The following is a 24,203-nucleotide window of genomic DNA, read 5'->3' as shown; positions in this document are numbered from 1 at the left end:
CCTGATCCACCGCTTCCCAGGAGGAACCATCGTGACCCTCACCGGACACTCCCTGATCGCCGGACAGACCGTCGTCGGCGACGGCAAGACAGCATTCGGCTTCAACCCGGCCACCAATGAACAGCTCGATCCCGCGTACTCCCTGATCACCGAGGACCAACTGAAGCTGGCCACCGCCGCGGCAGCTGACGCGTACCCGTCCTTCTCCACACTGGACCCGGAAACCCACGCCGGGTTCCTTGAAGCGATCGCGGACAACATCGAAGCCATCGGCGAGGAACTGATCGTCCGCGCCGGGCAGGAAACCGGGCTGCCCGCCGCCCGCCTGCAGGGTGAGCGTGCGCGCACCACCGGCCAGCTGCGGCTCTTCGCGAACGTGGTCCGCCAGGGCGATTTCCGCGGAGTCCGCGTGGACCCCGCCATCCCGGACCGCACCCCGCTGCCCCGGGCGGACATCCGCCAGCGCCAGATCCCGCTCGGCCCCGTTGCGGTATTCGGCGCCAGCAACTTCCCGCTCGCCTTCTCCACCGCCGGCGGCGACACCGCCTCGGCCCTGGCCGCGGGCTGCCCCGTCGTCTTCAAGGCACACAACGCCCACCCCGGCACCGGCGAACTTGTCGGCCAGGCCGTGGCCAAAGCCGTCAAAGACTTCGGCCTGCACCCCGGTGTGTTCTCCCTCATCTACGGCCCCGGCGCCAGCATCGGCCAGGCCCTCGTGGCCGACCCCAACATCAAGGCCGTCGGCTTCACCGGCTCCCAGGCCGCCGGCATCTCCCTGATGAAAACCGCGGCAGCCCGCCGCGAACCCATCCCGGTCTACGCCGAAATGTCCTCCCTGAACCCCGTCTTCGTCTTCGAAGGCGCCCTCAAAGGCTCCGCCGAAGACATCGACGCCCTCGCGGCCCAGTACGTCACCGCCGTCACCGGCAGCTCCGGGCAGCTCTGCACCTCCCCCGGCCTGCTGTTCGCCCCCGAAGGTGAACTGGGCGACAAACTCGCTGCCGCCGTCGGCCGTGCCGTCTCCGGCTGCTCCGGACAGACCATGCTCACAGCCGGCATCGCCGGCTCCTGGAACGCCGGCGCAGAAGCCCTCGGCAACGCCGACGGCGTGAACCTGATCGGCAAGGGCACCGCCGGCGCCACCGAAAACGCTCCGGCACCCACCATCTTCGGCACCCAGGTCCGCGACTTCGTCACCAACCACGTCCTGCACGAGGAAATCTTCGGCGCCGCCTCCCTGGTCATCCGCTACGGCAGCACCGACGAACTCCTCGAAGCCATCACACGCCTCGAAGGCCAACTCACCGCATCCCTGCAGCTCACCGAAGAGGACTACCCCACCGCGGCACCCCTGATCCCCGCGCTGGAGCAGAAAGTGGGCCGCATCATCGTCAACGGCTGGCCCGCCGGCGTCGAAGTCGGCCACGCGATGGTCCACGGCGGCCCCTTCCCCGCCACCTCCGACTCCCGCACCACCTCCGTCGGAACCCTCGCGATCAACCGCTTCCTGCGCCCCGTCGCCTACCAAAACATCCCCCAGGAACTCCTCCCCACACCCCTGCAGGACACCAACCCCTGGCACCTGAACCGCAGGATCGATGGCGTTGTGGAAGCCGCCGAAGCACAGAAAGCAGGAATTAACGCATGACCACCCAGCCAAGCATTGCCCGGGTCGAGGTTGTCCCGGTTGCCGGGCACGACAGCATGCTGATGAACCTCAGCGGCGCGCACGGCCCGTTCTTCACCCGCAATGTTGTGATCATCACCGATTCGGACGGCAGGACCGGCCTGGGTGAAGTTCCCGGCGGCGAAAAGATCCGCAACACCATCGAGGAAGCCGGCGCCCTGATCACCGGAAAGCCGGTGGCCCGCTACCGCTCGCTTTTGCGTGAAATCGCTGCCGAGTTCGCTGACCGCGACGCCGGCGGCCGCGGCCTCCAGACCTTCGACCTGCGCACCACGGTCCATGCCGTCACCGCCGTCGAATCCGCGCTGCTGGACCTGCACGGGCAGTACCTCGGCGTTCCCGTGGCTGAACTGCTCGGCGACGGCCAGCAGCGCACCTCCGTCCCGATGCTCGGCTACCTCTTCTTCGTGGGGGACCACAAGCGGACGGACCTGCCCTACCTCGTGGAGGACGCACCCGCGGACCGCTGGGAGGAACTCCGCCGGCAGGAAGCCATGACGCCCGAGGCCGTGGTGGCGCTGGCTGAGGCCGCCCAGGAACGGTACGGGTTCAGCGACTTCAAACTCAAGGGCGGCGTGCTGTCCGGCGACGACGAAGTGGACGTGGTCACGGCCCTCGCCAAGCGCTTCCCCGAGGCAAGGGTGACCCTCGACCCCAACGGCGGCTGGCTCCTGGACGAGGCAATCAGGCTGGGCAAGCGGATGCAGGGCGTTGTGGCCTACGCGGAAGACCCCTGCGGTGCAGAAGGCCGCTTCTCCGGCCGAGAAGTCATGGCGGAGTTCCGCAGGGCCACGGGCCTGAAGACGGCCACCAACATGATCGCCACGGACTGGCGGGAGATGTCGCACGCGATCCGCAGCAACGCCGTGGACATCCCGCTGGCTGACCCGCACTTCTGGACCATGCACGGCTCAGTGCGGGTGGCGCAGATGTGCCACGAGTTCGGCCTCACCTGGGGCTCGCACTCGAACAACCACTTCGACATCTCGCTGGCCATGTTCACCCACACCGGTGCCGCGGCTCCGGGTGAAATCACCGCCCTGGATACGCACTGGATCTGGCAGGACGGCCAGGGCCTCACCAAGGAACCGCTGCAGATCAAGGACGGCGCCATCGAGGTTCCGGCCGCCCCGGGCCTCGGCATCGAGCTGGACCGCGATGCCCTGGACAAGGCACACCAGCTCTATCTGGAACAGGGCCTGAATGCCCGCGACGACAGCATCGGCATGCAGTACTACATCGAGGGCTGGTCCTTCGACCCGAAGCGGCCCTGCCTGGTCCGTTAGCAGCCTCCGGCAGCACTTTCGGTAAAGTAGTGGGGTCCGCTGTGGCGTGCCCCACTACTTTCCTATGCCCCCGCATTGGGCCCCGCAGCCGGCCTGCGTTATCTATCCAAAGGAAATACATTCAATGAAGTCTGCAGACAATGCTGTCTCGGACGTGGCGACAGCCACGAAGAAGTTCTTCAAGCGCGTTCTGCCCATCATGCTGGTCATGCTGGTCTGCAACCAGCTGAACCGGTCCAACATCGGCTATGCCCAGGACCACCTCCAGGCGGATGTGGGCATCGGCGCCGCCGCCTACGGGTTCGGCGCTGGCCTGTTCTTCATCGCCTATGCCATCTTTGAACTCCCCAGCAACGTGATGATGGAAAAGTACGGCGCCAAGGTCTGGCTGACCCGCATCATGATCAGCTGGGGCATCGTCTCGTTCCTGATGGCGTTCGTGCAGAACGAAACCATGTTCTACGTCCTGCGCTTCCTGCTGGGTGCCGCGGAGGCGGGCTTCTTCCCCGCCGTCATCTTCTACTTTGCCCGCTGGGTTCCGGCGGGCCAGCGCGGCAAGGCCACCGCGATCTTCATCGCGGGCTCCTCCATCGCCGCGGCAATTTCCGGCCCCATCGCCGGCATGCTGCTCAGCCTCCACGGCACCCTGGGGCTGCGCGGCTGGCAGTGGCTCTTCGGCTTCGAAGGCGCCCTCTCCGTGGTGGTGGGCATAGCCGTGTTCTTTGTCCTGGACGCCCGCATCAAGGACGCCAAGTGGCTCTCCCCCGCCGAAAAGGACGCCCTGTCCCAGGCCATCAGCGACGAGGACGCACAGCACACCACGGCCGGCGGCGCCAAGATCAACCGCTGGAAGATGCTGCTCAACCCGCAGATCCTGCTGCTGTGCGGCATCTACTTCTCGGTGCAGCTGTCCATCTACGCCAACACGTTCTGGCTCCCCAGCATCATCAAGCAGATCCCCGGCACTACGGACCTGACCGTGGGGTTCCTGTCCTCCATCCCGTGGGTCTGCGCCGTCTTCGCCATGTACTTCGCCGCGAAACTGCAGGACAAGGCCAAGTCCAAGCGCCCGCTGCTGGTGGTTGCCCTGCTGGTCGCCGCCGTTGGCACGTTCGCCGCGGCCATCGCAAGCCCGGTGATGGCCCTGGTCTTCCTGGCCATCGCGGCCATGGGCTTCAAGAGCGCCTCGCCACTGTTCTGGACCATCCCGCAGTCCGGGCTGCACCCGATGATCCTCGCCCCGGCCATCGCCATCATCAATTCGCTCGGAAACCTGGGCGGCTTTGTGGCCCCGTTCGGTTTCGGCATCATCAAGGAGCAGACCGGCAGCGTTATCCCCGGCCTGTTCGCGCTGGCCGCTGCCTCCACCATCGCCGCCGGGCTGGTGTACTTCCTGAAAGAGCGCCGTACCGATGCCGCTCCCGGGCAGGTTGAGGAAGCCGCCGCGCAGGAGCCGGTCGGCAGCCGCGCCTAAGGGGACTGCACGACGGCGGCGCCAGGCGCCACTGGGGTATTGATCGCCACGGCTGACGAACCTCCGCAACAAGGACCTCAGGGCGGGCCCGCAAAAATTGTTCAACAATCTCTTGCGCGGCCCGCCCTTCGGTCGTTAAGCTGGCAAAAGACCCTGTGACTGCAGTCACTGAACCCCCTTTGTGCCCGGCAGGAGCCCGCCATGACCATCCCCGCAAACCCGCCCGCCGCCGTCGTGCGTCCGGATAACCCGGCCGCGTTGTCCCCCGCCCAGGCGCGGGACCTCTTCCGGGCCGGCCTGGTAACGCCCACGTCAGGGTGGAGTGCAGGCTACACGCAGGCCAACCTGATGATCGTTCCGAAGGCGCAGGCCTTCGACGTGCTGCTGTTCGCGCAGCGGAACCCCAAGCCGTGCCCCGTCCTGGGGGTGCTCGACGCCGGCGAAACAAGCAGTGCGCTGCTCGCCGGCGGTGACATCCGGACTGACGTGCCGAAGTACGTCGTCTACGAAAACGGCGTGAAGGTGGACGAGCCAACGGACATCACGGAGTACTGGCGGGATGACCTGGTCACCTTCATCGTGGGCTGTAGCTTCACCTTCGAGGCCGCGCTGCAGGAGGGCGGCATCCGCATCGCCCACATCGACCAGGGCGTCAACGTCCCGATGTACCGGACCTCCGTCCGCTGCGAACCGGCCGGCGCCCTGGCTGGGCCCCTGGTGGTGTCCATGCGGCCCGTCCCGGCCTCCCAGGTGGCCGACGCCGTCCGCATCACGTCCCGCTACCCCGCCGTCCATGGCGCCCCGGTCCACGTGGGCAATCCGTCCGAGATTGGCATCGCGGACCTGTCCCGTCCCGACTTCGGCGATCCCGTCCGGATTCCGGAGGGGCACATTCCGGTGTTCTGGGCATGCGGGGTGACCCCGCAAGCGATGGTGATGGAATCCCGGCCGGCACTGGCCATCGGGCACGCGCCGGGGCACATGCTGATTACGGACGCCCGGGACAGCTCCTACCTGGTGCCCTAGGCACTGCTGCAGAAGCCAGGCGGCTTAGGCAGGATCCACGGCGGCCGGCCCGGCCGGGACAGCGCCGATATGGACCAGCAGCTCATGCTCAGCGGTGTCCAGGTAGCGCCGGAGCTCGGCGGCTGCCTCTTCGCGCTGGCCGGCACGGATTTGCTGCACCAGAGCGACGTTCCGGTCCACGTAGTGGCTGTGGAAGTCAGGCGTGGTGGCCATCGCATGGAAGACCAGGCGCATTTCCGCGAGCACCTTTTCCATCAGCTCGGACAGTGATGCGCTGCCGGACAGGGCCACCAGGGCCTTGTGCAGCTCCTGGTTGGCGTCGGCCATGTCGGGCACCGAGTTGGCAGCCTTGGCCGCCTGCGCCCTGGCAACAATGGCCTCCAGGTGTTCCAGCGCCCCGGGCGGCATCTCGCCCCATTGGACGGCGGCCGGCTCGATCAGCCGGCGAACCCGGTAGATCTCCCGCACATCCTCAGCTCCGGGAGCGGCAACATAGACGCCCCGGTTGGGAATCCGCTGCACCATCGACTCCCCGGCCAGGACCGTAAAGGCCTCGCGCAGGGTATTCCGGGAAACGCCGAGGGCTTCAGAGAGCTTCTGCTCCGAGAGTTTGGTCCCCGGCGGAAGCTCACCGGCCGAAATGCGCGAGCGGAGCACGCTGGCCACCCACGCCCCCGTGTGGGCGTGGGCTGCCTGGGCGCCGTCGGCGATCCCCTGGAGTGCTGCGTTCATGGGCATCGTTCCAATCTATCGAAAGATTGGCCTTCCCCAGTTCAGGCGGCCGCTATGCGATCCGGCAAAGGACGTCACCGCGGCCGACGGCGTTGCCGGGCTCCTGCGGGCCCCGCGCCAGGGTGCCGCTGCGGTGGGCGGGCACCACGGTTTCCATCTTCATCGCCTCCAGCACGGCCACTGGCTGGCCGGCCTCAACGTGTTCGCCATCCTCGGCCACCCATTTCACCAGGGAACCTGACATCGGCGAGGCGAGTTCGGCGCCGTCCTCTTCCTCGGCCGCCGCTGCGGAATGGCCCGCGCCGCCGCCTCCGCTGAGCAGGGCTTCGTACAGTTTCGCCGGCAACCCGAGCTGCACGGCCTTGCCGTCCAGCTCCACCGTAAGGGTCCTGCGGGCGGCACCGGGCTGGGTGCGGGCTATCTCCGGAGAGGCCGCCAGCTGCTCCGCAAATTCATTCTCGATCCAGGTGGTGTGCACGCCCAGTCCTTCCTCGGCCGTGAAGGCGGGATGGCGGACCACGGCACGGTGGAACGGCAGGACGGTGGGCAGCCCCACGATGCGCATCTCCTCGAGCGCGGCGGCGGCGCGGCGGAGCGCCTGCGGCCGGTTCTCGCCGTGGACGATGAGCTTGGCGAGCAGGGAATCGTATTCACCCGGGACCACGGAGCCGGACCGGACGCCGGAGTCGACGCGGATGCCGGCGCCGGTGGGCGGTTCAAAGGCCTCAATGGTTCCCGGACCGGGGAGGAAGCCGCGGGCCGGGTCCTCGGCATTGAGCCGGAATTCGATGGCATGGCCGCGGGGCTCGGGGTCAGACGTGATGCCAAGGACACCGCCGGCGGCGATGCGGAACTGCTCGCGGACCAGGTCCACGCCGGACGTTTCTTCGGTGACGGGATGCTCCACCTGCAGGCGGGTGTTCACCTCAAGGAAGGAGATGATCCCGTCCTTGCCCACCAGGAACTCGACGGTCCCGGCGCCGTGGTAGTCCGCTTCCCGGCAGATCGCCTTGGCGGATTCGTGGATCAGCGAGCGCTGCTCCGCTGTGAGGAACGGTGCCGGGGCCTCCTCCACGAGCTTCTGGTTGCGGCGCTGCAGTGAGCAGTCGCGGGTTCCCAGCACCACCACGTTGCCGTGGGTATCGGCCAGGACCTGCGCTTCGACGTGCCGGGGCTGGTCCAGGAACCGCTCCACAAAGCACTCGCCGCGGCCGAACGCCACGGTGGATTCACGGACCGCCGATTCGAACGCGTCCTCCACGTCCTCCATCCGCCGGGCCACTTTCAGTCCCCGGCCGCCGCCGCCGAACGCGGCCTTGATGGCCACCGGCAGGCCGTATTCCCGGGCGAAGGCCAGCACTTCCTCGGCATTGGCTACGGGTCCGTCGCTGCCGGGCACGAGCGGTGCGCCGGCCCGGACGGCGATCTCCCGGGCGGTCACCTTGTTGCCCAGGGCACGGATCGAATCGGGCGACGGCCCCACCCAGGCCAGGCCGGCATTGATGACGGCTTCGGCAAAGTCCGCGTTCTCGGAGAGGAAGCCGTAGCCGGGGTGGATGGCGTCCGCGCCTGAGCGCCGGGCGGCGTCCAGGAGCTTGGCGATGTCCAGGTACGTTTCCGCGCTGGAGGTGCCGCCCAGGGCGTAGGCCTCGTCAGCGAGCCGCACGTGCAGGCTGTCGGCGTCCGGGTCGGAGTAGACGGCCACGGACTCGAGCCCGGAGTCCGAGCACGCCCGGGCAATCCGCACTGCGATTTCGCCACGGTTGGCAATCAGGACTTTTTTCATGGCTGGCTTCCTTCAAACGTGGTGGCGCCTACGGCTGATTCACGGGGGGTTTCCTGGCGGGCTGCTGCCTGGTCAACAAGTTCCTGGTCAACAGGGTCCAGGGTGCGGGGGTCCACGATGGTGAACTCCACGTGGTGCCCGGGCGGCAGCTGGGCAGCAAGGGGCAGGTCTTCGGGCACGACGACGGCAATCACCGGGTATCCGCCGGTCACCGGGTGGTCGGCCAGGAACAGGACCGGGTGTCCGTTGGGCGGCATCTGCAGCGCCCCGGCCACCGTTCCTTCACTGGGCAGTTCGCCGTCCCGGGCGCGTTCAAGGGCGCGGCCCTCCTCCGGCGGGGCGAGCCGGACACCGATCCGGTTGGACTGCTCGGTGACCAGCCACTGCTGGCCGGTGAAGAGACCGATGGCTTCCGCGTCGAACCAGTCGTCACGGGGGCCGAGTGTCACGCGCAGGGTAGTGGTTGACGTCCCGACTTCCAGCATGCCGTCCTCCGGTATTCCCACCGGCCGGACTCCCGTCACCGGGGCAACGGGCAGGAAAGTCCCCGCCGCCAGCGGGGCCGGTCCGATACCGGACATCGAATCACTGGAACGGCTGCCCAGGACCGGGGGAACATCGAACCCGCCGCGCACGGCCAGGTAGCTCCGCACGCCGGCGCTGGGCGGACCGATGGTGAGCGTCTCGCCGTCGAGCAGGGCAAAGGGTGTATGCATGGCCGGGTGCCGCAAGAGCGTCCGGGATTCGTCGCGGATTTCAAGGACAGCCGGAGCACCGGCAACAGCCAGCACCTGGTCGCCATTCGCCCGCACGGCGAGGCCGCCGAGGAGGTTTTCGACGACGGCGGCTTCGGGTTCGTTGCCTGCCAGACGGTTGGCCTGGCGGACGGAGCGCTGGTCGGCGGCGCCGGACACGGAGACACCGAGGTCTCCGAAACCGGGCCGGCCCAGGTCCTGGACCAGGGACTGCAGCCCCGGGGCCTGGAGGGTGAGCCCGGAGCGGGATTCCGTGTTTTCTGGAGCAGCCGGCTTCGCCTCTTTAGCTGAGGGGGCTGCCACTGCTTCCCGCACCGCGACGTAGCGGACGGTATCTCCCGGGCGGACCAGTGCCGGGGACTCCCGGCCCAGGTCCCACATCACCGCGCTGGTGTGGCCGAGGAGCTGCCAGCCGCCCGGGGACTGACGCGGGTAGACGGCGGAGAATGCGCCGCCAAGCGCCACGGAGCCGGCGGGCACGGCGGTGCGGGGCGAGCTGCGGCGGGGCACGTTCAGCGAGTCGTTCTCGCCCACCAGGTAGGTGAAGCCGGGGGCAAAGCCGCCGAACGCCCCGGTCCATGCCTGCCCGGTGTGGGCGGCAATCACGCCGTCGGCACCCAGTCCGGTAAGCCGGCCCACTTCGGCGAGGTCTTCGCCGTCGTACACCACTTCGATGGTGACCTCGTTGCCGGTCCCGTGGTGGCGGGCCGTGAGGTCAAGGTTCGGAAGCAGTTCGCGGGCGGCGCCGGTGTGGAACCGGGAAGCAAACTTGACCAGCACGGTGGCTGCGCCGGCGATGGCATCGAGCTGGCCGGGCAGGGGTTCGGCCTCCAGCCGGTGGTGCAGGGCGAGGACCGATGCGAGGTCGGTCAGCTCTACGAGGACGGCACGGGGGCCGGCCCAGCGGAGGCCGATGATGCTCATACAAAGCTCCGGACGGTGACGCCGGCTTGTTCGAGTCCCGCGCGTACGGCTCCGGCCATGGCAACCGCCCCCGGGGTGTCACCGTGGACGCAGATGCTGTCCGCCTGGACCTGCAGCACGGACCCGTCACGGGCAATGATCGTCCTGTCGGTGGCGAGCCGGACCATGTTCTCGGTGATGGCGCTGTGGTCGTGCAGTACGGCACCTTCCTCCCGGCGGGAGACGAGGGTTCCGTCGGGGTTGTAGGCGCGGTCCGCGAAGGCTTCGGAGAGCGGCGTAAGGCCCCGGGCAGCGGCCTTTTTCGCTGCAACGGCGCCCGGGAGGAGCAGCAGCGGGAGGTGCGGGTTGAACGCATGAACGGCGTCCACCACGGCCTGGGCGTGGACCTCGTGGTGCACGATGGTGTTGTAGAGGGCGCCGTGGGGTTTGACGTACTTGACCTCGGCGCCGGCTGCGCGGGCAAGGGCCTGCAGCGCGCCGAGCTGGTACAGGACATCATCGGCAAGCTCGGTGGCGGAGCAGTCGAGGAACCGGCGGCCGAAGCCGGCAAGGTCACGGTAGCCCACGTGCGCGCCGATGGTAACGCCGGCGGCGACAGCATCCCGGCAGGTGCGGGCAATGGTGGAAGGATCGCCCGCGTGGAAGCCGCAGGCCACATTGGCGCTGGTCACGTGGCGGAAGACGGCGGCATCGTCGCCCATGGTCCAGTTGCCGAAGGATTCCCCGACGTCGCTGTTCAAATCGATGAAAGGCATGTGACCCTCGTCTCAGGTTGGATTCTTCATCCATCATGCCTTACGGATCAAGATTGTTCAACAATCTTTTTACCGCAGTCTGGTTAAAGCAACGCGGGGTCACTTTCGGCCCAATCCGCACCTCGGATTGGGCCCGTAGTGACCCCGCGTTGCTGTGCTTACTCCCCGGTGATCACCAAGGCGACACTGTGCCCGCCGAAACCAAAGGCGTTCACCAGGCCGGCCCGGGGGTTTCCCGCCGGCAGGGCGTGCGCTTCCTCGGTGATGACGTTCAGGTCCACTTCGGGGTCCTGCGCCTCAACGTTTAGGGTGCCCGGAAGCTGGCCGGTGCGCAGGGCTTCAAGCACAACGACGGCGGCCAGCGCGCCGGCCCCGCCCAGCAGGTGGCCGGTGTGTCCCTTGGTGGAGGTGACGGGCACGTCCGCGCCGAAGATCGCGTTGATGGCCTGGCCTTCGAGCCGGTCCCCCACCGGGGTGGAGGTGGCGTGGGCGTGGACGAAGCCGATGTCCGCGGGCTGCATACCGGCCGATTCCAGGGCCTTCTGCATCACGCGCCGCTGCATGGCGGGGTCTGCCGCCACGATGTCGTTCGCGTCGGAGGTTACCGCGCCGCCGGCTACGGCTCCCAGCACCAAAGCGCCGCGGGCGCGGGCGTGCTCTTCGCTTTCCAGCACCACCACGCCGGCGCCTTCCGCGAGAACAAAGCCGTCCCGGCCGCCGTCGAACGGGCGCGAGGCCCGCTGTGGATCGTCGGAGCGGGTGGACAGTGCGCGGATCTGGGAGAAACCGGTGATCACCAGGTCGTTGACGGATGCGTCCACACCGCCTGCAATGACGACGTCGGCAGCACCGGAGCGGATCATCTCGGCTGCTTGGACGATCGCCTCGGCCCCGGACGCGCAGGCGCTGACGGGCGTGCGGGCGCCGCCGCGGGCGCCGAGGTCGATCGATACCCAGGCCGCAGGGCCGTTGACCATGAGCCGGGTCAGGGTATGGGGAGACACCTTGCGCGGCCCGGATTCCGCGAGGGTGCGGTCCTGTTCCAGGGTGGAGCCAAGGCCGCCGTACGCGGAGCCGATCACCACGGCGAAGCGTTCCGGGTCCACCTCAGGAGCACCGGCCTGCTTCCACGCTTCCCGCGCGGCAATGAGCGCGAGCTGGCCGCAGCGGTCCATCCGCTTGATCTCGCGGGTGCTCAGGTGCTCCGAAAGATCGGCGGGCGCCTGGCCGGCGATCTTGACGGGCAGCTGCTCAGCCCACTCCTCCTCCAGGGCGGCGATGCCGGACTGCCCGGCCAGGAGGGCCGTCCAGGTTTCGGCCACCGACGATCCGAGCGGGTTGATGGTCCCGGCACCGGTGACCAGCGCGCGTGGTTGTGATGCTGTCATGTCGCCCTACTTCGCGGGGTTGTGGGTGCCGATGGGCACCAGGGTGAGGTCCGGGTGGTTCTTTTCGATCCGCCGCAGCGCCCAGACGTCGTTGAACAGTGCGAGGTATTCGCCGTCTGACCGCAACAGCACCTCGGCGCCCGGCACGTTTGCCAGCGCCGGCATGGCATCCGCCGTCGAAATCCTGGCCAGTGAGTACGGCAGGCGCTCCAGGCGCATGGGGGCGCTGAAGTCGTGGGCCATGCGGTCCTCCACCACTTCGAACTGCATGGGGCCGACGGCGGCGAGCACCGGCGCCTGGTCTCCGCGGACGTCGGAGCGGAGCACCTGGATGACGCCCTCGTGCTCGAGCTGTTCGATGCCGCGGCGGAACTGCTTGAACTTGCTGGGGTCCTTGGAGCGCGCAACCTGGAAGTGCTCGGGAGCGAACAACGGGATGGCGGGATACTCCACCGGTTCTTCCAGGAAAAGGCTGTCGCCCACGCGCAGGGAGGAGGCGTTGACCAGGCCCACCACGTCGCCGGGGTAGGCCTCGTCAATGACTTCGCGTTCCCGGCCGAACACCTGCTGGGCGTATTTGGTGGCGAAGGACTTGCCTGTGCGGGTCTGGGTGACCACCATGCCGCGCTCGAAGACGCCGGAGCAGACGCGGATGAAGGCCACATGGTCGCGGTGGGCCTTGTTCATGCCGGCCTGGACCTTGAAGACGAAGCCGGAGAACGGTGATTCGACGGGCCTCGGGGTGCCTTCCACGTCCGGGCGGGGCGCTGCGGGCGGGGCGAAGTCCACCAGGGCGTCCAGCAGTTCCTTGACGCCGAAGTTGAGCGCGGCGGAGCTGAACAGGATGGGGGTGGCCTTGCCGGCGTGGAAGCTCTCGACGTCGAACTCGAGGTTCGATTCGATCACCAGGCCGGCCTCGTCCACGGCGTCCGACCAGTTGCTGCCCTGGCTTTCCGCTGCTTCCTCGGGGGTGAAGTATTCGGTGATGGCGATCTGCGCGCCGGCGTTGTTGCGCTGGAACCGGGCGAAGCGGTCATTGCGCAGGTCCCACACGCCGCGGAAATCGCCGGAGATTCCCACCGCCCAGGTCAGGGGCATGGGCTGCAGGCCGGTGCGCTCGGTGATTTCGTCCATCAGGGCCAGGGCGTCCAGGCCGGGGCGGTCCCACTTGTTGATGACGGTGATGATGGGAAGGTTGCGCTGCTTGCAGACCTCGAACAGCTTCATGGTCTGGGTTTCCAGGCCCTTGGCGGCGTCCACCAGCATCACGGCGCAGTCGACCGCGGCGAGCACGCGGTAGGTGTCTTCGGAGAAGTCGGCGTGGCCGGGGGTGTCCAGCAGGTTGATGACGGTGTCCCGGTAGGAGAACTGCAGGGCGGCCGAGCTGATGGAGATGCCGCGGTCCTTTTCCATCTGCATCCAGTCCGAGACGGTCTCCTTGCGGTTCGCCTTGCCGCTGGAGGCGCCGGCCGTGCCGATCACCTTGGCGTGCAGTGCAAGCGCCTCGGTCAGCGTGGACTTGCCGGCGTCAGGGTGCGAGATGACAGCAAAGGTCCGACGGCGGCCTGCCTCTTTGTGAATCGCCGAGATCCGGGCGGGGGTCAGGACATCTTGGGACACGGTGCTACTTTCGCTGCGGGTGGGACTGCCCGGGCGCCTTTCGGGCACTGCGCGCCGGGGCGCTGCGGCCCGAGGCCGGGAAACGGGCTGGCGGAAAGCCAAGTTCCAGTTTATCGCAGGGCGGCAAATCCCAGCGGTCCCGCTTAACGCCGCCGAAACCAGCAGTTCAAAGCCGCGAAATGAGTCCCCGCTACCGTGGCCGCATGATGACGCGTGGCAATGCCTTCCGCGGCAGTTGCACATCCTGCGGGGAAAGGAACTGATCAGCCGTGCACGGTATCTCTTTTTCGGGCAACCTCTTTTTTGATCCCCTTGCGGGCGGGCTGTCAGCACCCGGCGGTGGCGCCGGTGTGCGCGGCGGCGAACCCGTGGACGGTGCAGGCGGCATGCCCCCGCGCCGCGGGACGCAGACGCTGGCCGAACAGAAGGCGCTCCGCGCCGCATCCCTTGTGAAAGTCAGCAGGGACCTGGAACGGATGGTGCGGGAGCGCACACGCTCCCGGTGACGCTTCCTGGTGTTTATGGCCTGTAGCGGCATGATGGGTGCATGCGCAGTATCGAGTTGACGTTCGACGACGATACGGACGCGCGCATCAGGTCCGATTGGGCCATGCTCGCCGGGGCGGACGTGCCCAGCCTTGCTGCCCACACGGCCCCCAGCAACCGCCCGCACATCACCCTCGCGGCGGGTGCCGGCCTGCAGCTTTCCGGCGAAAATCAGGAGTTTCTGCAGATGCTGCCCGTTCCTGTTGAGTTTTCCGGTGTCCTCGTTTTTCCCGGCGGTCCGGGAAAGTACGTTCTCTCCCGGTCCATCGTGCTGACCCGGCAGCTTCTGGAACTGCACCGCCTCGTGCATGAGGCGGCGGCTGGAGCCGTACCCCTCACGCGGCCCGATGCCTGGACACCGCACGTCACCCTCGCCCGCCGCGTCCCGCCTCACCTGCTCGGCAGGGCAGCGGAACTTCTGGACCTGCGGTTGGAGGGCGAATGCACCGACGCCAGGCTGTGGGACAGCGGCACCAAGACGGTCACGTCACTGGGAAGCCACCCCTAATTCCGGTCTTGGGCGTACCGGCCGGAACCTAAGAGGCGGGATCGTGAGGCTTTGTCGGCTTGTAGCCGGCGAGTTCGGCGCGGATGTCGCCTTCCTCGTGCCCGCCCTTTTTCTTGCCAATGGGCAGCGCTTTCAGCAGGGGGTGCACAACAGCCATGACGACGAGGCCCCAGGCCAGGCCGATGACGGCCGAGCACAGGGTGTTCACAAGCCAGCCCAGGAAGCCGCCAACTACGGCGATGCCGGCGAACGGCTTCTCCAGGACATGGACCAGGTCATAAGGGGCGTGCCAGCCAAGGTCGTGTGCACCCTGCAGCATGATGTGGCCGCCCACCCACAGCATGGCGATCGTCCCCACAAACGTGATCCCGGCCAGAACGGCGGGCATCCCCTTGACGAGCAGCTCGCCGAAGCGCTTGGAGCCGGCAGAGTCCTTGGTGGCCAGGTGAAGGCCGATGTCGTCCATCTTGACGATGAGGGCAACGGCACCGTAGACCAGCACCGTGATGACGAGAGCCACCACTACCAGGATGAGTGCGCGGACCCACAGGGATTCATCGGCCACCTCGTTCATCGAGATGACCATGATTTCGCAGGACAGGATGAAGTCGGTGGTGATGGCGCCCTTGACCACCTTGGCTTCCGCGCCCGGTCCGCGGTCCACCGCCGGTGCGTCCTCCTCGGCGGTGTGGTGGCCGCGGAGCTTATGCCAGACCTTTTCGGCACCCTCGTAGCAGAGGTAGGTGCCGCCCAGCATCAGGATGAACGGGATGGCCCAGGGGACGAAGGCGCTCACCAGCAGCAGCGCCGGCAGGATGATGAGCAGCTTGTTCCGCAGTGAGCCCCAGAAGATCTTCTTGATCATGGGAAGTTCGCGGGACGGGTCCCTCCCGGACACGTACTGCGGTGTGACGGCGGCGTCGTCAATCACCACGCCGGCGGCCTTGGCGCCTGCCTTGGCGGCGCCGGCCGCGACGTCGTCCACCGAGGCTGCCGCGATGCGGGCCAGGGCTGCGACATCGTCCAGCAGGGCGACGAGGCCGCCGCTCACAGGAGGTCCCCGTGCTGCGCGACGGCGGACGGCTGGGCGGAGATGCGTCGGTTCAGGCGCGTGTTTGGCATGTTTGGAGTATATGACGGCGGGACTCGCGTCGGTGAGAGCAGGAACGTTAACAGGGAGGGTGCCAGCGCCCGGGTGCACCCAACCTGCTTCTCCGTCCGGAAGCAGGTCCAAGCCAAAGTGCCTTTCGGGCACCCGCCGCGGAACGCGCTTCCAGCGGCTTCCGCGGCAGCCCCTAATGGGGCACTTTGGGGCTTGCCCGTGCGGAAGTTGGGGTTCCTTACCCCTATCATTGAGCTTGCGGGAAACTGAGCATTTTCAGATCCTGCCGGCCATCCAATAAAGCCGGCATTCTTGCGGGCGGCGGTCCGCACCTTTGAAGGGAACACCTATGGCGCGGAGCCCCGAAGAGTCACTCAGGGCAACTCTGGGCAGGGTGGCACCCGGAACCCCCCTCCGTGACGGCCTTGAGCGGATCCTGCGGGGGCGGACCGGCGCGCTGATTGTCCTGGGCTCGGACCGGACCATCGACTCCATCTGTTCCGGCGGGTTCGATATCGGCATCGATTTCTCCCCCACCCGCCTCCGCGAACTCGCCAAGATGGACGGCGCCATCATCTGCGACAAGGACGCCGGAAACATCCTCCGCGCCGCCGTCCAGCTTGTCCCGGACTCAAGCATCGAAACGCAGGAATCCGGCACCCGGCACCGCACCGCGGAACGCGTGGCAATCCAGACCGGCGTTCCCGTGATCTCGGTCAGCCAGTCCATGCAGATCATCGCCCTCTACGTGAACGGCCTGCGCCACGTGCTGGAAGGCTCGGAAAAGGTCCTGGCCCGGGCCAACCAGGCACTGGCAACCCTGGAACGCTACCGCTCCCGCCTGGACCAGGTCACCAGCTCACTCTCGGCCCTCGAGATCGAAGCAATGGTCACCGTACGGGACGTCGCTGTCACACTGCAGCGGCAGGAAATGGTCCGCCGCATCTCGGAGGAGATCTCCCAGTACGTCCTGGAACTCGGCGAGGATGGCCGCCTGCTCTCGCTGCAGCTTGACGAACTGACCGTGGGCCGCGGGCCGGGCAGCGACGTCATCATCCGCGACTATGCAAGCCCGGATGCCTCCGCCGAGGACATCGAAAAGGCCGTCAGCGAGCTGGTGAACCTCGGCCCCACCGAGCTGATCGACCTCGGCAAAATCTCCGGGATTGTTGGCTTCGCCGGCGGTGAAGCCAACCTTGACGCCGTGGTCCAGCCCCGCGGCTACCGCCTCCTGTCCGGCCTGAAGGCAGTACCCAAGGCCGTCGCCGACCGCCTGGTGGACCACTTCGGGGGGCTGCAGTTCCTGATGGCCGCCACCATCGACGACCTCATGACCGTGGACGGGATCGGCGACCAGCGCGCCCGGACAGTCCGCGAAGGCCTGAGCCGCATGGCTGAGGCAAGCCTGCTGGACCGCTTCCTCTAGGCAGCCCCCCGGAGCCGTCGTGAGCCTCAGTTCAGCTGGAAAACAGCCTTGGGGCTGGCCTTCGAACCGAGCTTCGCGGTGAAGATGTAGTACGCCCCGCCGGTTCCCGGCTTGGACTCCACCGCCTGGCAGCCCTCCACGGTCCTGTTCCGGGACCACGGGAAGTTGGCCGTCTCGCTCGCGCCGGGTGCGATGGTCTTCACGAGGTCCTCGCTGGTGGCCTGGCAATCCCGCGACGAGAAGATCCGGTCCGGCCCGCTGGTCACCAGGAATTCCATCTGGGAGGTGCCGATGTTGACCTGGCAGGGCATGGTGCCGCCGTTGGTCACCTTCAATGTCAGCAGGGGGTTTTCCTCCGGACCGTACGCGGCCTTGTCCGTGGAGGCGGAGACCGTAACCAGGTTCTGGTTGCAGGTGGGCGTGGGGGAAGGAGTGGGTGTGGCGGACGGAGCGGACGCGGACGGTTCAGGCGTGGCGGTTGGCGACTCTGAAGCCGCAGGGCTGCCCGCGGGATCCGTGGACGAGGCCTGTTCGGACCCCGAAAACACTCCCGCCAGGGCGAACCCGCTGACCACCAGGGCGATGACCATCAGCAGCGCGCCGCCCGCAAACAGCCGACGGCGGCGGTAAACGGCAGGGCTGGCCTTCCGGACGCTGCTGGAACCGGATGCCGATGCTTTGCCGCGCGCTGATGAATCCCCTTGCCTGCCCATCCTCCTAGGCTAGAGAAGCGCACCGGTTCTGCCTGCCCACCACGCCGCCGGGCCGCCATTGCTCTGGTCACATCCGCTTTTCAGGCTCCCGGAACACATCCATTACAGTGTTGGGATCGACACTAAGACTCCCCCTCCGGCCGCGCCCGCAACACTGCAGGGAAGCGGCGTGGAGCTTCAGCAGCTGCACAGCAGGATCACCGGCTGGTTCGCCGAAACCGCCCGCGACCTGCCCTGGCGCGAACCCGCATGCTCCGCGTGGGGCGTGCTGGTCAGCGAGATCATGCTGCAGCAGACGCCCGTGGTCCGCGTGCTGCCGGTCTGGCAGGAATGGCTCAAACGCTGGCCCACCCCGGCAGGTCTGGCTGGTGAACCTGCCGGTGAGGCGGTCCGCTCATGGGGCAGGCTGGGATATCCCCGCCGCGCCCTTCGCCTGCACGCGGCGGCAGTTGCCATCGTCCAGGATCACGGAGGGAAGGTCCCTGACACCTACGCGGAACTGCTGGCTCTTCCCGGCGTGGGAAGTTACACGGCCGCAGCCGTGGCGGCGTTCGCCTACGGCCGCCGGGAGACGGTGGTGGACACCAACATCCGCCGCGTCCACGCACGGCTGGTCTCCGGCGTCGCGCTTCCCGCCCCGGCGCTGACCGCAGCGGAGATGCGCCTGGCCGCCTCCCTTCTGCCGGACGACGACGGCACGTCCGTGCGCTGGAACGCCGCGGTCATGGAGCTGGGCGCCTTGGTATGCACCGCGCGTGCGCCCAAATGTTCCGCCTGCCCTGTGAGGGACTCCTGTGCGTGGCTCGCGGCAGGTGAGCCGCCGCCGTCGTACGTCCCCAAAGGCCAGGCCTGGCACGGCACTGACCGCCAGGTCCGCGGCGCCGTGATAGCCGTGCTGCGCCTGGCTGAAACCCCTGTGCCGGCCGAGATGTTTACCCATGAGCCCGCCGACCTGGGCTTTGCGCCCGAAGGAATCGGCGTGCCGCTGGCAGCACTGCACCGGCTGAACCCGCCGCCCGGGCAGCTGGAACGTTCCCTGTCGGGGCTGCTCGCGGACGGACTCGCCGAAATTCACGACGGCGGATACCGGCTTCCTGCCTGAGCCCACCAGGATTTGACGTGCAATTATGCCTGAGCTGGCATACTTCATGGTGACCGGAGCCGGGGGGAAGCCATGAAAATCATCCTGTACATCGTGTGGGCGCTGTTCGTCGCCGCCGCCGTCTTTGCACTGATCCACGCGGCGCGGAAGATCAGGCGCCAGGAACAGCTCATGACGGGCTGGCCGAAGGCGCAGGCTACAGTGACCGGAAGCGTGGCTGGTTGGACAAGCGGCGGCGTTGGCTCCAGCCGGAACCGTCGCTTCTTCCCCACCTACCAGTTCACCGACACCCGCGGCACCCTGTTCATGGGCAGGTCCGAGATCTCCCTTGCCGCCCAGCCCGTTCCCGGTTCGCTCATTGAGGTGGCCTACAACCCCGCCGACCCGAATGAATCGCTGCAGGTTTCGTCGGCCCCGCGGACCACGCTCGGCTGCCTTGTCCCGTTCTTTGCAGTCTTTGCCATCGCCCTGTTCTGGTTCATCGGCATCTTCCCGGTGGGCTGACGCGGCGCCCGGTCTCCTTTTGGCTGTCGACAGGGCTGCAGCCATAACAATGCCGGTACCAGTTTGGCCGCTCCGGGGAACACTTGCGCGGGCCGGTCCTACGCTGAAGTATGCGCAAGCCGGGGCTGCTTTTGGCATTGATGACGACGGCGGGACTCGCCTCCGGATGCGGGCCCGGCCCTGGCGCCGTCCCCTGCCCTGCCATCGCGCAGGCGACGGCAGTTTCCGTGACGGTCGCGGCAGAATACGCGCCGCAGGTTGGCGCTCTCCACCTCAAGGCATGCCAGGACGGCACCTGCAAGGAATCCGGCGTCGAGCTGCATCCCGGGAGCGCCTCAATTGACCAGGGCTGCACCCCGGACGGCGTCTGTTCCGCAACGGCTTCGCCGGACGGCACCAAAGTGGGGGTGCTGATGCTGGAGACGCTGACGGAATCGCCCATGACGGTAACTGCGTCCGGGACCGCCGCCGACGGGACCGCCCTGCCTGTTCGCACCCTTGATTTCCGGCCCCGCGGTGAGTACCCCTTCGGGGAGCAGTGCGGCAGGTTCGTCACTGCATCAGTGACCCTGGACGCCTCCGGCCTTAGCGAGCGGATCTGACCCGGGAAGGCTTGATTCAGAACAGTGCAGGTTGGCTAAAGGGATGTCCCGCTTCCCCCGCGGCACCGGCAGCCGCAGCTTCGGCATCCCAGTCCAGGCCCAGTTCGGCGAGCAGCTCCTCCACAGACATCTGCCCGTCCAGCACTTCAATTTCGGGGGAGTTGTCGTCAAGGTGGAGCCGTTCCATGGCATCGAGCTTATTCGCAGCTTTCCCCAAAGATGCCCTGAACACACCGCGATGTCGCGATTCGGCACTCGCGGAATAACCTACGGCTCGCCGAAGCCCGCCTGCACCAGCCCGCCCACGTAGTTCACGGCCCGTTCGGCGTCCACGCCCCACGCTTCAACATGCAGCAAGGACCCCTTGCCGGCAGCGAGCGTCATGAGCGATGTCATGGAAGTGCCGTCCACCCCGTTGATGGTGACCTCGGCATCCAGCGAGGACAGCCCGCCGGCGATCTTCGCTGCGGGCCGCGCATGCATTCCGGCCTGGTTGATGAGTTCGAACTCGCCGGTGCAGGCCGGACCCTGGCCGGTGACCGAGCCCTCCTCCACTACCTGCTGCGGCGGAACGTCGGTACGCCGCGGCGGGCCGCCCGCTGCCTCGGCAGCGCGCTTGACGGCCTGGAGGTCCGCTCCGCCCTGTGCCGCGACGGCGGCTGCCACCAGCCCCTCCACCAGCGGCGCGTCGGCCAGGACCACACCGGCCGGGTTGTCCGCGAACTCCAGGGCGGACTCCGCCGTCATGACCGCCGACCCCAGGTCCGTGAGGATCACGGCGCCGTCGCTGCCGGCGGCCTGGTCCAGGGCGGCCAGCACCTTCTCAAGGCTGGTGCCGATCCTGCCGTCGCTGGTGCCGCCGGCTGCGACGATCACGACGTCGGGCGCCATTTGGGCGGCGAGTTCCACGGCGCCGTCGGCAATCTTTTCACTATGGGAGACCACCACAATGCTTACGGTCACGCAGCCGCCCCCACCGCAGCCCGAAGAATCAGTGCAGTGGACGCCGCCCCGGGGTCACGGTGCCCGATGCTCCGCTCGCCCAGGTAGCTGGCCCGGCCCTTCCGCGCCATCAGCGGATCGGTGGCCACAGCCCCGGCTTCAGCAGCCTCCGCCGCCGCCACCAGAACGGTCAGGACGTCAGGGCCGCCGTTCTCGGCAGCGGCCCGGGCAGCCTCGGCTGCGGGCGCCCAGGCATCCACCATCGTCTTGTCCCCGGGCTCCGCCTTGCCCCTGGCCACGATCCCGTCCCGGGCAGCGGCCAGGGCGCCGGCCCAGGCGGTCGGTTCGATCTCCGCTGAGTCACCCAGTGCCGCGGCCGCGCGGAGGAACGCCGTGCCGTAGAGGGGCCCGGCCGCGCCGCCCACTTTGGACATCAGGGTCATCGCCGTCAGCTTCAGGGCCGCACCGGGTGTTTCCGGCGCGGCTTCGGCCAGCTTGTCCAGCACGGCCTGGAAGCCGCGATCCATGTTCTCGCCATGGTCGGAGTCGCCGATTGCGCGGTCAAGCTCAATCAGTTCAACCCGGTGTTCGGCCATGGCCTGGGCGCACAGCGTCAGCCATTTGACTGCCCATACAACATCCAGCACCACGGCTACACGCCCCAGCGGAGCGCTGCGGTGTGCACGGGCGCGTCCCACAGTTCGGTCAGTTCATCGTCCAGCCGGAGGACGGAGATGGAGCAGCCCTGCATCTCCAGGGCTGTGATGTAGTTTCCCACGAGTGAGCGTTCCACCACGGCTCCCCTGTCTGCCAGGATCTGCGCAGCCCGCCGGTAGACGATATACAGCTCGCTGAGCGGAGTGCCGCCCATCCCGTTGACGAAGAGCAGCACCTTGTCGCCGGACTGGACTTTCAGGTCACCCAGGACCGGCTCAAGCAGGCGTTCGGTGATTCCGTCCGCATTTTCCATGGGGATGCGGTGCCGGCCCGGTTCCCCGTGGATTCCGATCCCGATCTCTATCTCATCCTCGCCAAGGTCAAAGCTGGGTGACCCGGCGTGGGGAACGGTGCAGGCGGAGAGGGCCACGCCCATCGTGCCAACGTTCGCATTAACGCGCTCACCGATGCCGGCTACGGATTCCAGGTCGTCGCCCCTTTCGGCGGCGGCGCCGGCAATCTTCTCCACCAGCAGTGTTCCGCCCACACCGCGGCGCCCTGCCGTGTACAGGGAATCCTCGACGGCGACGTCGTCGTTGACAAGGACGGTACGGACACTGACGCCTTCCGCTTCGGCCAGTTCGGCAGCCGTCTCGAAGTTCAGCACGTCGCCGGTGTAGTTCTTTACGATATGCACGACGCCGGCGCCTGAGTTCACAGCGAGGGTTGCGGGAAGGATCTGGTCCGGCGTCGGTGAGGTGAACACCGCCCCCGGCACGGCGGCGTCGAGCATTCCCTGCCCCACGAAGCCTGCGTGCAGCGGCTCGTGGCCACTGCCCCCTCCGGAAACCAGCCCGACCTTCCGGTTCACCGGCGCGTCCTTGCGGGTGATGAACGTTGGGTCCGTGCTGACGGTGACCAGGCCTGCGTGCGCCAGGCCGAAGCCCTGGACAGATTCTTCGACGACAGACCGGGGATCGTTGATGAGCTTTTTCATGGCGGTGCTCCTGGCCGTGTTCCTGGAGGGTATCCCTTTGACCCTACTACCGGCACACCGCGCGACGGTAGATTTCCGCTGGTGGGAGGCAGACGCAGCAAAGGGACAGCCCCCAATGACTGTCCCTTTCCTGAGGCCCCCCATTCCTGGCCTCGAGTAGTTTATCCATCAACTCGAATAAAGCCAATGGCCGCCATATGTGACGCTGCTAGGCCGCCGCGGCTTCCTGGACCAAAGGGAGGACGGCATGGCCGTGGCGGAAGAGGTTCTTTGGATCGAACTCCGCCTTGGCCGCGGCCATTTTTCCCCGCAATTCTTCGGGCCAGGCACTGGCGGCAAGGTCCGGGGAGGCGAGATGGCCGTGCAGGTTCACGAGGGTGCCGCCGGTGCCGAAGGGTTTCAGCGCCGCCCGGGCAGCCTCGATTGCTTCAGGAACCAGGTGTGCGATGGGCGGCGCCATGATGCCAACGGTGAAGAACGAGAGCCCGGCGTCGCGGCCGCCCAGACAATCCGCCCCGGCAGCGGCCCCGGCAAGGGGTTCGGCCAGGGCGCCGCCCATCAGGCGGATTTCGGTCAGCAGGAGCGGCGCGCGGCTGTCCGGGCCGGCAAGGTCAAGCAGGACGTCCTCGAGCCCGGGACCAAAGCCCTTGAGGAGCATGCCGCCTTCGCGCACGGGGACGGGATGCTGCGGATCTGCGTGGATTTCGTCCACCCTGTCATGAGGGAGCGGTCCCACTGCGTCCACCAGAACCGGCGCGGCGGCCCGCATGGGAGCAACAAGGGCGGCACCCTCCGCTTCGCTGCCCTGCCAGGCGAACCGCAGGTGCATCACAAACGTGCCCCGCAGGAAAGCGGGCACCTCTTCCATGTCCGGCAGCCGCAGGAAGGCCAGTGATGCAGAGGCCCCCAGCGGAAGGTCCCGCGTCCAGCTCCTGAAGCCGGCAAGGACGTCTTTGGCATGCACACCGTCGTAAAAAATGCCGCCGGCATACAGTTGGCCGGCCGGGAAGAGAGAGAACTCCATTGCGGTGACGATGCCGAAGTTGCCCTTGCCGCCGCGAAGCAGGGAGAACAGCCGCGGCTCGCTGACGGCGTCCACACGCCGCAGTTCGCCGTCGGGCGTGACCAGGTCAAAAGCCAGGACATGGTCCGAGGCGAAGCCGTATTTGCGGCCCAGGAGCGGCAGCCCGCCGCCAAGGGTGTAACCGACCACGCCGACGTCGGTGGTGGAACCGTGCAGGCCGGTCAGGCCGTGCGGTGCAGCCGCGCGGAGGACGTCGCGCCAGCGGATGCCGGCCCCAACGCGGGCAGACTGCTCCTCCGGATCGATGGATAGCTCCAGCATGTAGCGGGTGCTGATAAGGAGGCCGTCAGTGATGGCGTTCGCGGCGCCGTGGCCCGTGGACTGGACGGAAATGGACATGTTGCGGGCAGAAGCCCACTTGACCGCAGCCACGACGTCATCGGCGTTGACTGCGGCCAGGACCAGGTCCGGCCTGTGCCGGGTGGCGAGATTAAAAGCTGCGGCTTCTGATTCATAGGAAGAGTCGCCGGGGGCATAAACCAGCCCGCGGACAAGGAGCTGCAGTTCGGTTTTTGCCGTATGGGTAGGGAGATTCTGCATTTCTGGCTTTCACTAGTTGGGCTGCTCCCCAGCAAGCCTCAACCAGT

Annotated in this window: 23 protein-coding genes; 10 read left to right on the top strand and 13 right to left on the bottom strand. The window is 67.5% G+C overall.

The annotated features are described in order from the left end of the window. Window positions 1–31 precede the first annotated feature (31 nt). The 4 genes from AC5RWA_RS05035 (at window position 32) to AC5RWA_RS05020 (ending at window position 5,473) form a co-directional block, all read left to right on the top strand. Window positions 32–1,648, top strand: a complete 1,617-nt coding sequence (locus AC5RWA_RS05035; RefSeq protein WP_494056786.1) for an aldehyde dehydrogenase (NADP(+)) — start codon at window positions 32–34, stop codon at window positions 1,646–1,648. Then, window positions 1,645–2,973, top strand: a complete 1,329-nt coding sequence (locus AC5RWA_RS05030; RefSeq protein ID WP_494056785.1) for an enolase C-terminal domain-like protein — start codon at window positions 1,645–1,647, stop codon at window positions 2,971–2,973. Before AC5RWA_RS05035 ends, AC5RWA_RS05030 begins: the two co-directional genes overlap by 4 nt. A 124-nt stretch (window positions 2,974–3,097) precedes the next feature. Further along, window positions 3,098–4,447, top strand: coding sequence for an MFS transporter (locus AC5RWA_RS05025; protein WP_494056784.1), 1,350 nt, complete (start codon window positions 3,098–3,100; stop codon window positions 4,445–4,447). Between the two features lie 201 nt (window positions 4,448–4,648). Continuing rightward, window positions 4,649–5,473, top strand: coding sequence for a putative hydro-lyase (locus AC5RWA_RS05020; protein ID WP_494056783.1), 825 nt, complete (start codon window positions 4,649–4,651; stop codon window positions 5,471–5,473). A 24-nt stretch (window positions 5,474–5,497) separates the two neighbouring features. Here the strand turns inward: AC5RWA_RS05020 and AC5RWA_RS05015 are convergent, their stop codons facing one another. From AC5RWA_RS05015 to AC5RWA_RS04990, 6 genes are all read right to left on the bottom strand, one after another. Continuing rightward, complete coding sequence (locus tag AC5RWA_RS05015) at window positions 5,498–6,211, bottom strand: GntR family transcriptional regulator (protein WP_275730203.1); 714 nt, start codon at window positions 6,209–6,211, stop codon at window positions 5,498–5,500. Window positions 6,212–6,257: 46 nt separating this feature from the next. Then, window positions 6,258–7,991: an acetyl/propionyl/methylcrotonyl-CoA carboxylase subunit alpha gene (locus tag AC5RWA_RS05010; RefSeq protein WP_494056782.1), complete on the bottom strand. Its 1,734-nt coding sequence runs from the start codon at window positions 7,989–7,991 to the stop codon at window positions 6,258–6,260. After that, on the bottom strand, window positions 7,988–9,670 hold the full coding sequence (locus AC5RWA_RS05005) for a 5-oxoprolinase subunit B/C family protein (RefSeq protein WP_494056781.1): 1,683 nt from the start codon (window positions 9,668–9,670) through the stop codon (window positions 7,988–7,990). Before AC5RWA_RS05005 ends, AC5RWA_RS05010 begins: the two co-directional genes overlap by 4 nt. Next, window positions 9,667–10,425, bottom strand: a complete 759-nt coding sequence (locus AC5RWA_RS05000; RefSeq protein WP_494056780.1) for a LamB/YcsF family protein — start codon at window positions 10,423–10,425, stop codon at window positions 9,667–9,669. The genes AC5RWA_RS05005 and AC5RWA_RS05000 overlap by 4 nt, the downstream gene beginning before the upstream one ends. Window positions 10,426–10,583: 158 nt before the next feature. Further along, the gene (locus AC5RWA_RS04995) at window positions 10,584–11,813 is read right to left on the bottom strand and encodes a beta-ketoacyl-[acyl-carrier-protein] synthase family protein (protein WP_494056779.1); all 1,230 of its coding nucleotides are present in this window, start codon (window positions 11,811–11,813) and stop codon (window positions 10,584–10,586) included. A gap of 6 nt (window positions 11,814–11,819) precedes the next feature. Then, window positions 11,820–13,433: a peptide chain release factor 3 gene (locus AC5RWA_RS04990; RefSeq protein WP_275730192.1), complete on the bottom strand. Its 1,614-nt coding sequence runs from the start codon at window positions 13,431–13,433 to the stop codon at window positions 11,820–11,822. 269 nt (window positions 13,434–13,702) lie between these two features. Between AC5RWA_RS04990 and AC5RWA_RS04985 the strand changes: the two genes are divergently transcribed. Both AC5RWA_RS04985 and AC5RWA_RS04980 read left to right on the top strand, forming a co-directional pair. Then, window positions 13,703–13,939, top strand: coding sequence for a hypothetical protein (locus tag AC5RWA_RS04985; RefSeq protein ID WP_494056778.1), 237 nt, complete (start codon window positions 13,703–13,705; stop codon window positions 13,937–13,939). Between the two features lie 41 nt (window positions 13,940–13,980). Then, window positions 13,981–14,487 (top strand): 2'-5' RNA ligase family protein, encoded by a 507-nt coding sequence (locus AC5RWA_RS04980; RefSeq protein ID WP_494056777.1) that lies wholly within the window; start codon window positions 13,981–13,983, stop codon window positions 14,485–14,487. Window positions 14,488–14,515: 28 nt separating this feature from the next. Here the strand turns inward: AC5RWA_RS04980 and AC5RWA_RS04975 are convergent, their stop codons facing one another. After that, window positions 14,516–15,538, bottom strand: coding sequence for a DUF808 domain-containing protein (locus AC5RWA_RS04975; RefSeq protein WP_494056776.1), 1,023 nt, complete (start codon window positions 15,536–15,538; stop codon window positions 14,516–14,518). Window positions 15,539–15,938: 400 nt separating this feature from the next. Here AC5RWA_RS04975 and disA point away from each other — a divergent pair, with 400 nt between their 5' ends. Next, complete coding sequence (disA, locus tag AC5RWA_RS04970) at window positions 15,939–17,015, top strand: DNA integrity scanning diadenylate cyclase DisA (RefSeq protein WP_079596836.1); 1,077 nt, start codon at window positions 15,939–15,941, stop codon at window positions 17,013–17,015. 26 nt (window positions 17,016–17,041) lie between these two features. Here the strand turns inward: disA and AC5RWA_RS04965 are convergent, their stop codons facing one another. Beyond that, on the bottom strand, window positions 17,042–17,728 hold the full coding sequence (locus tag AC5RWA_RS04965; protein ID WP_494056775.1) for a hypothetical protein: 687 nt from the start codon (window positions 17,726–17,728) through the stop codon (window positions 17,042–17,044). A gap of 283 nt (window positions 17,729–18,011) precedes the next feature. Here AC5RWA_RS04965 and AC5RWA_RS04960 point away from each other — a divergent pair, with 283 nt between their 5' ends. The 3 genes from AC5RWA_RS04960 (at window position 18,012) to AC5RWA_RS04950 (ending at window position 19,936) form a co-directional block, all read left to right on the top strand. After that, on the top strand, window positions 18,012–18,830 hold the full coding sequence (locus tag AC5RWA_RS04960) for an HhH-GPD family protein (protein ID WP_494057071.1): 819 nt from the start codon (window positions 18,012–18,014) through the stop codon (window positions 18,828–18,830). A 72-nt stretch (window positions 18,831–18,902) separates the two neighbouring features. After that, window positions 18,903–19,334 carry a DUF3592 domain-containing protein gene (locus AC5RWA_RS04955; protein ID WP_494056774.1) on the top strand — a complete coding sequence of 144 codons (432 nt, stop codon included), beginning with the start codon at window positions 18,903–18,905 and terminating at the stop codon, window positions 19,332–19,334. A 110-nt stretch (window positions 19,335–19,444) separates the two neighbouring features. After that, window positions 19,445–19,936, top strand: a complete 492-nt coding sequence (locus tag AC5RWA_RS04950; RefSeq protein WP_079596839.1) for a hypothetical protein — start codon at window positions 19,445–19,447, stop codon at window positions 19,934–19,936. Between the two features lie 16 nt (window positions 19,937–19,952). Here the strand turns inward: AC5RWA_RS04950 and AC5RWA_RS04945 are convergent, their stop codons facing one another. The 5 genes from AC5RWA_RS04945 to AC5RWA_RS04925 all read right to left on the bottom strand — a co-directional run bounded on the left by AC5RWA_RS04945 (window position 19,953) and on the right by AC5RWA_RS04925 (window position 24,156). Beyond that, window positions 19,953–20,123, bottom strand: coding sequence for a hypothetical protein (locus AC5RWA_RS04945; protein WP_176156831.1), 171 nt, complete (start codon window positions 20,121–20,123; stop codon window positions 19,953–19,955). An 80-nt stretch (window positions 20,124–20,203) separates the two neighbouring features. Next, complete coding sequence (gene dhaM / locus AC5RWA_RS04940; RefSeq protein WP_494056773.1) at window positions 20,204–20,899, bottom strand: dihydroxyacetone kinase phosphoryl donor subunit DhaM; 696 nt, start codon at window positions 20,897–20,899, stop codon at window positions 20,204–20,206. Continuing rightward, window positions 20,896–21,528 (bottom strand): dihydroxyacetone kinase subunit DhaL, encoded by a 633-nt coding sequence (dhaL, locus tag AC5RWA_RS04935; RefSeq protein WP_494056772.1) that lies wholly within the window; start codon window positions 21,526–21,528, stop codon window positions 20,896–20,898. The genes dhaM and dhaL overlap by 4 nt, the downstream gene beginning before the upstream one ends. Window positions 21,529–21,530: 2 nt before the next feature. Continuing rightward, window positions 21,531–22,532, bottom strand: a complete 1,002-nt coding sequence (gene dhaK, locus AC5RWA_RS04930; protein WP_494056771.1) for a dihydroxyacetone kinase subunit DhaK — start codon at window positions 22,530–22,532, stop codon at window positions 21,531–21,533. Between the two features lie 208 nt (window positions 22,533–22,740). After that, window positions 22,741–24,156, bottom strand: a complete 1,416-nt coding sequence (locus AC5RWA_RS04925; protein WP_494056770.1) for an FAD-binding oxidoreductase — start codon at window positions 24,154–24,156, stop codon at window positions 22,741–22,743. Between the last annotated feature and the right edge of the window lie 47 nt (window positions 24,157–24,203).

The organism is Arthrobacter sp. 210 2 (assembly GCF_059093025.1).
This window is presented reverse-complemented; position numbering and strand designations above follow the sequence as displayed.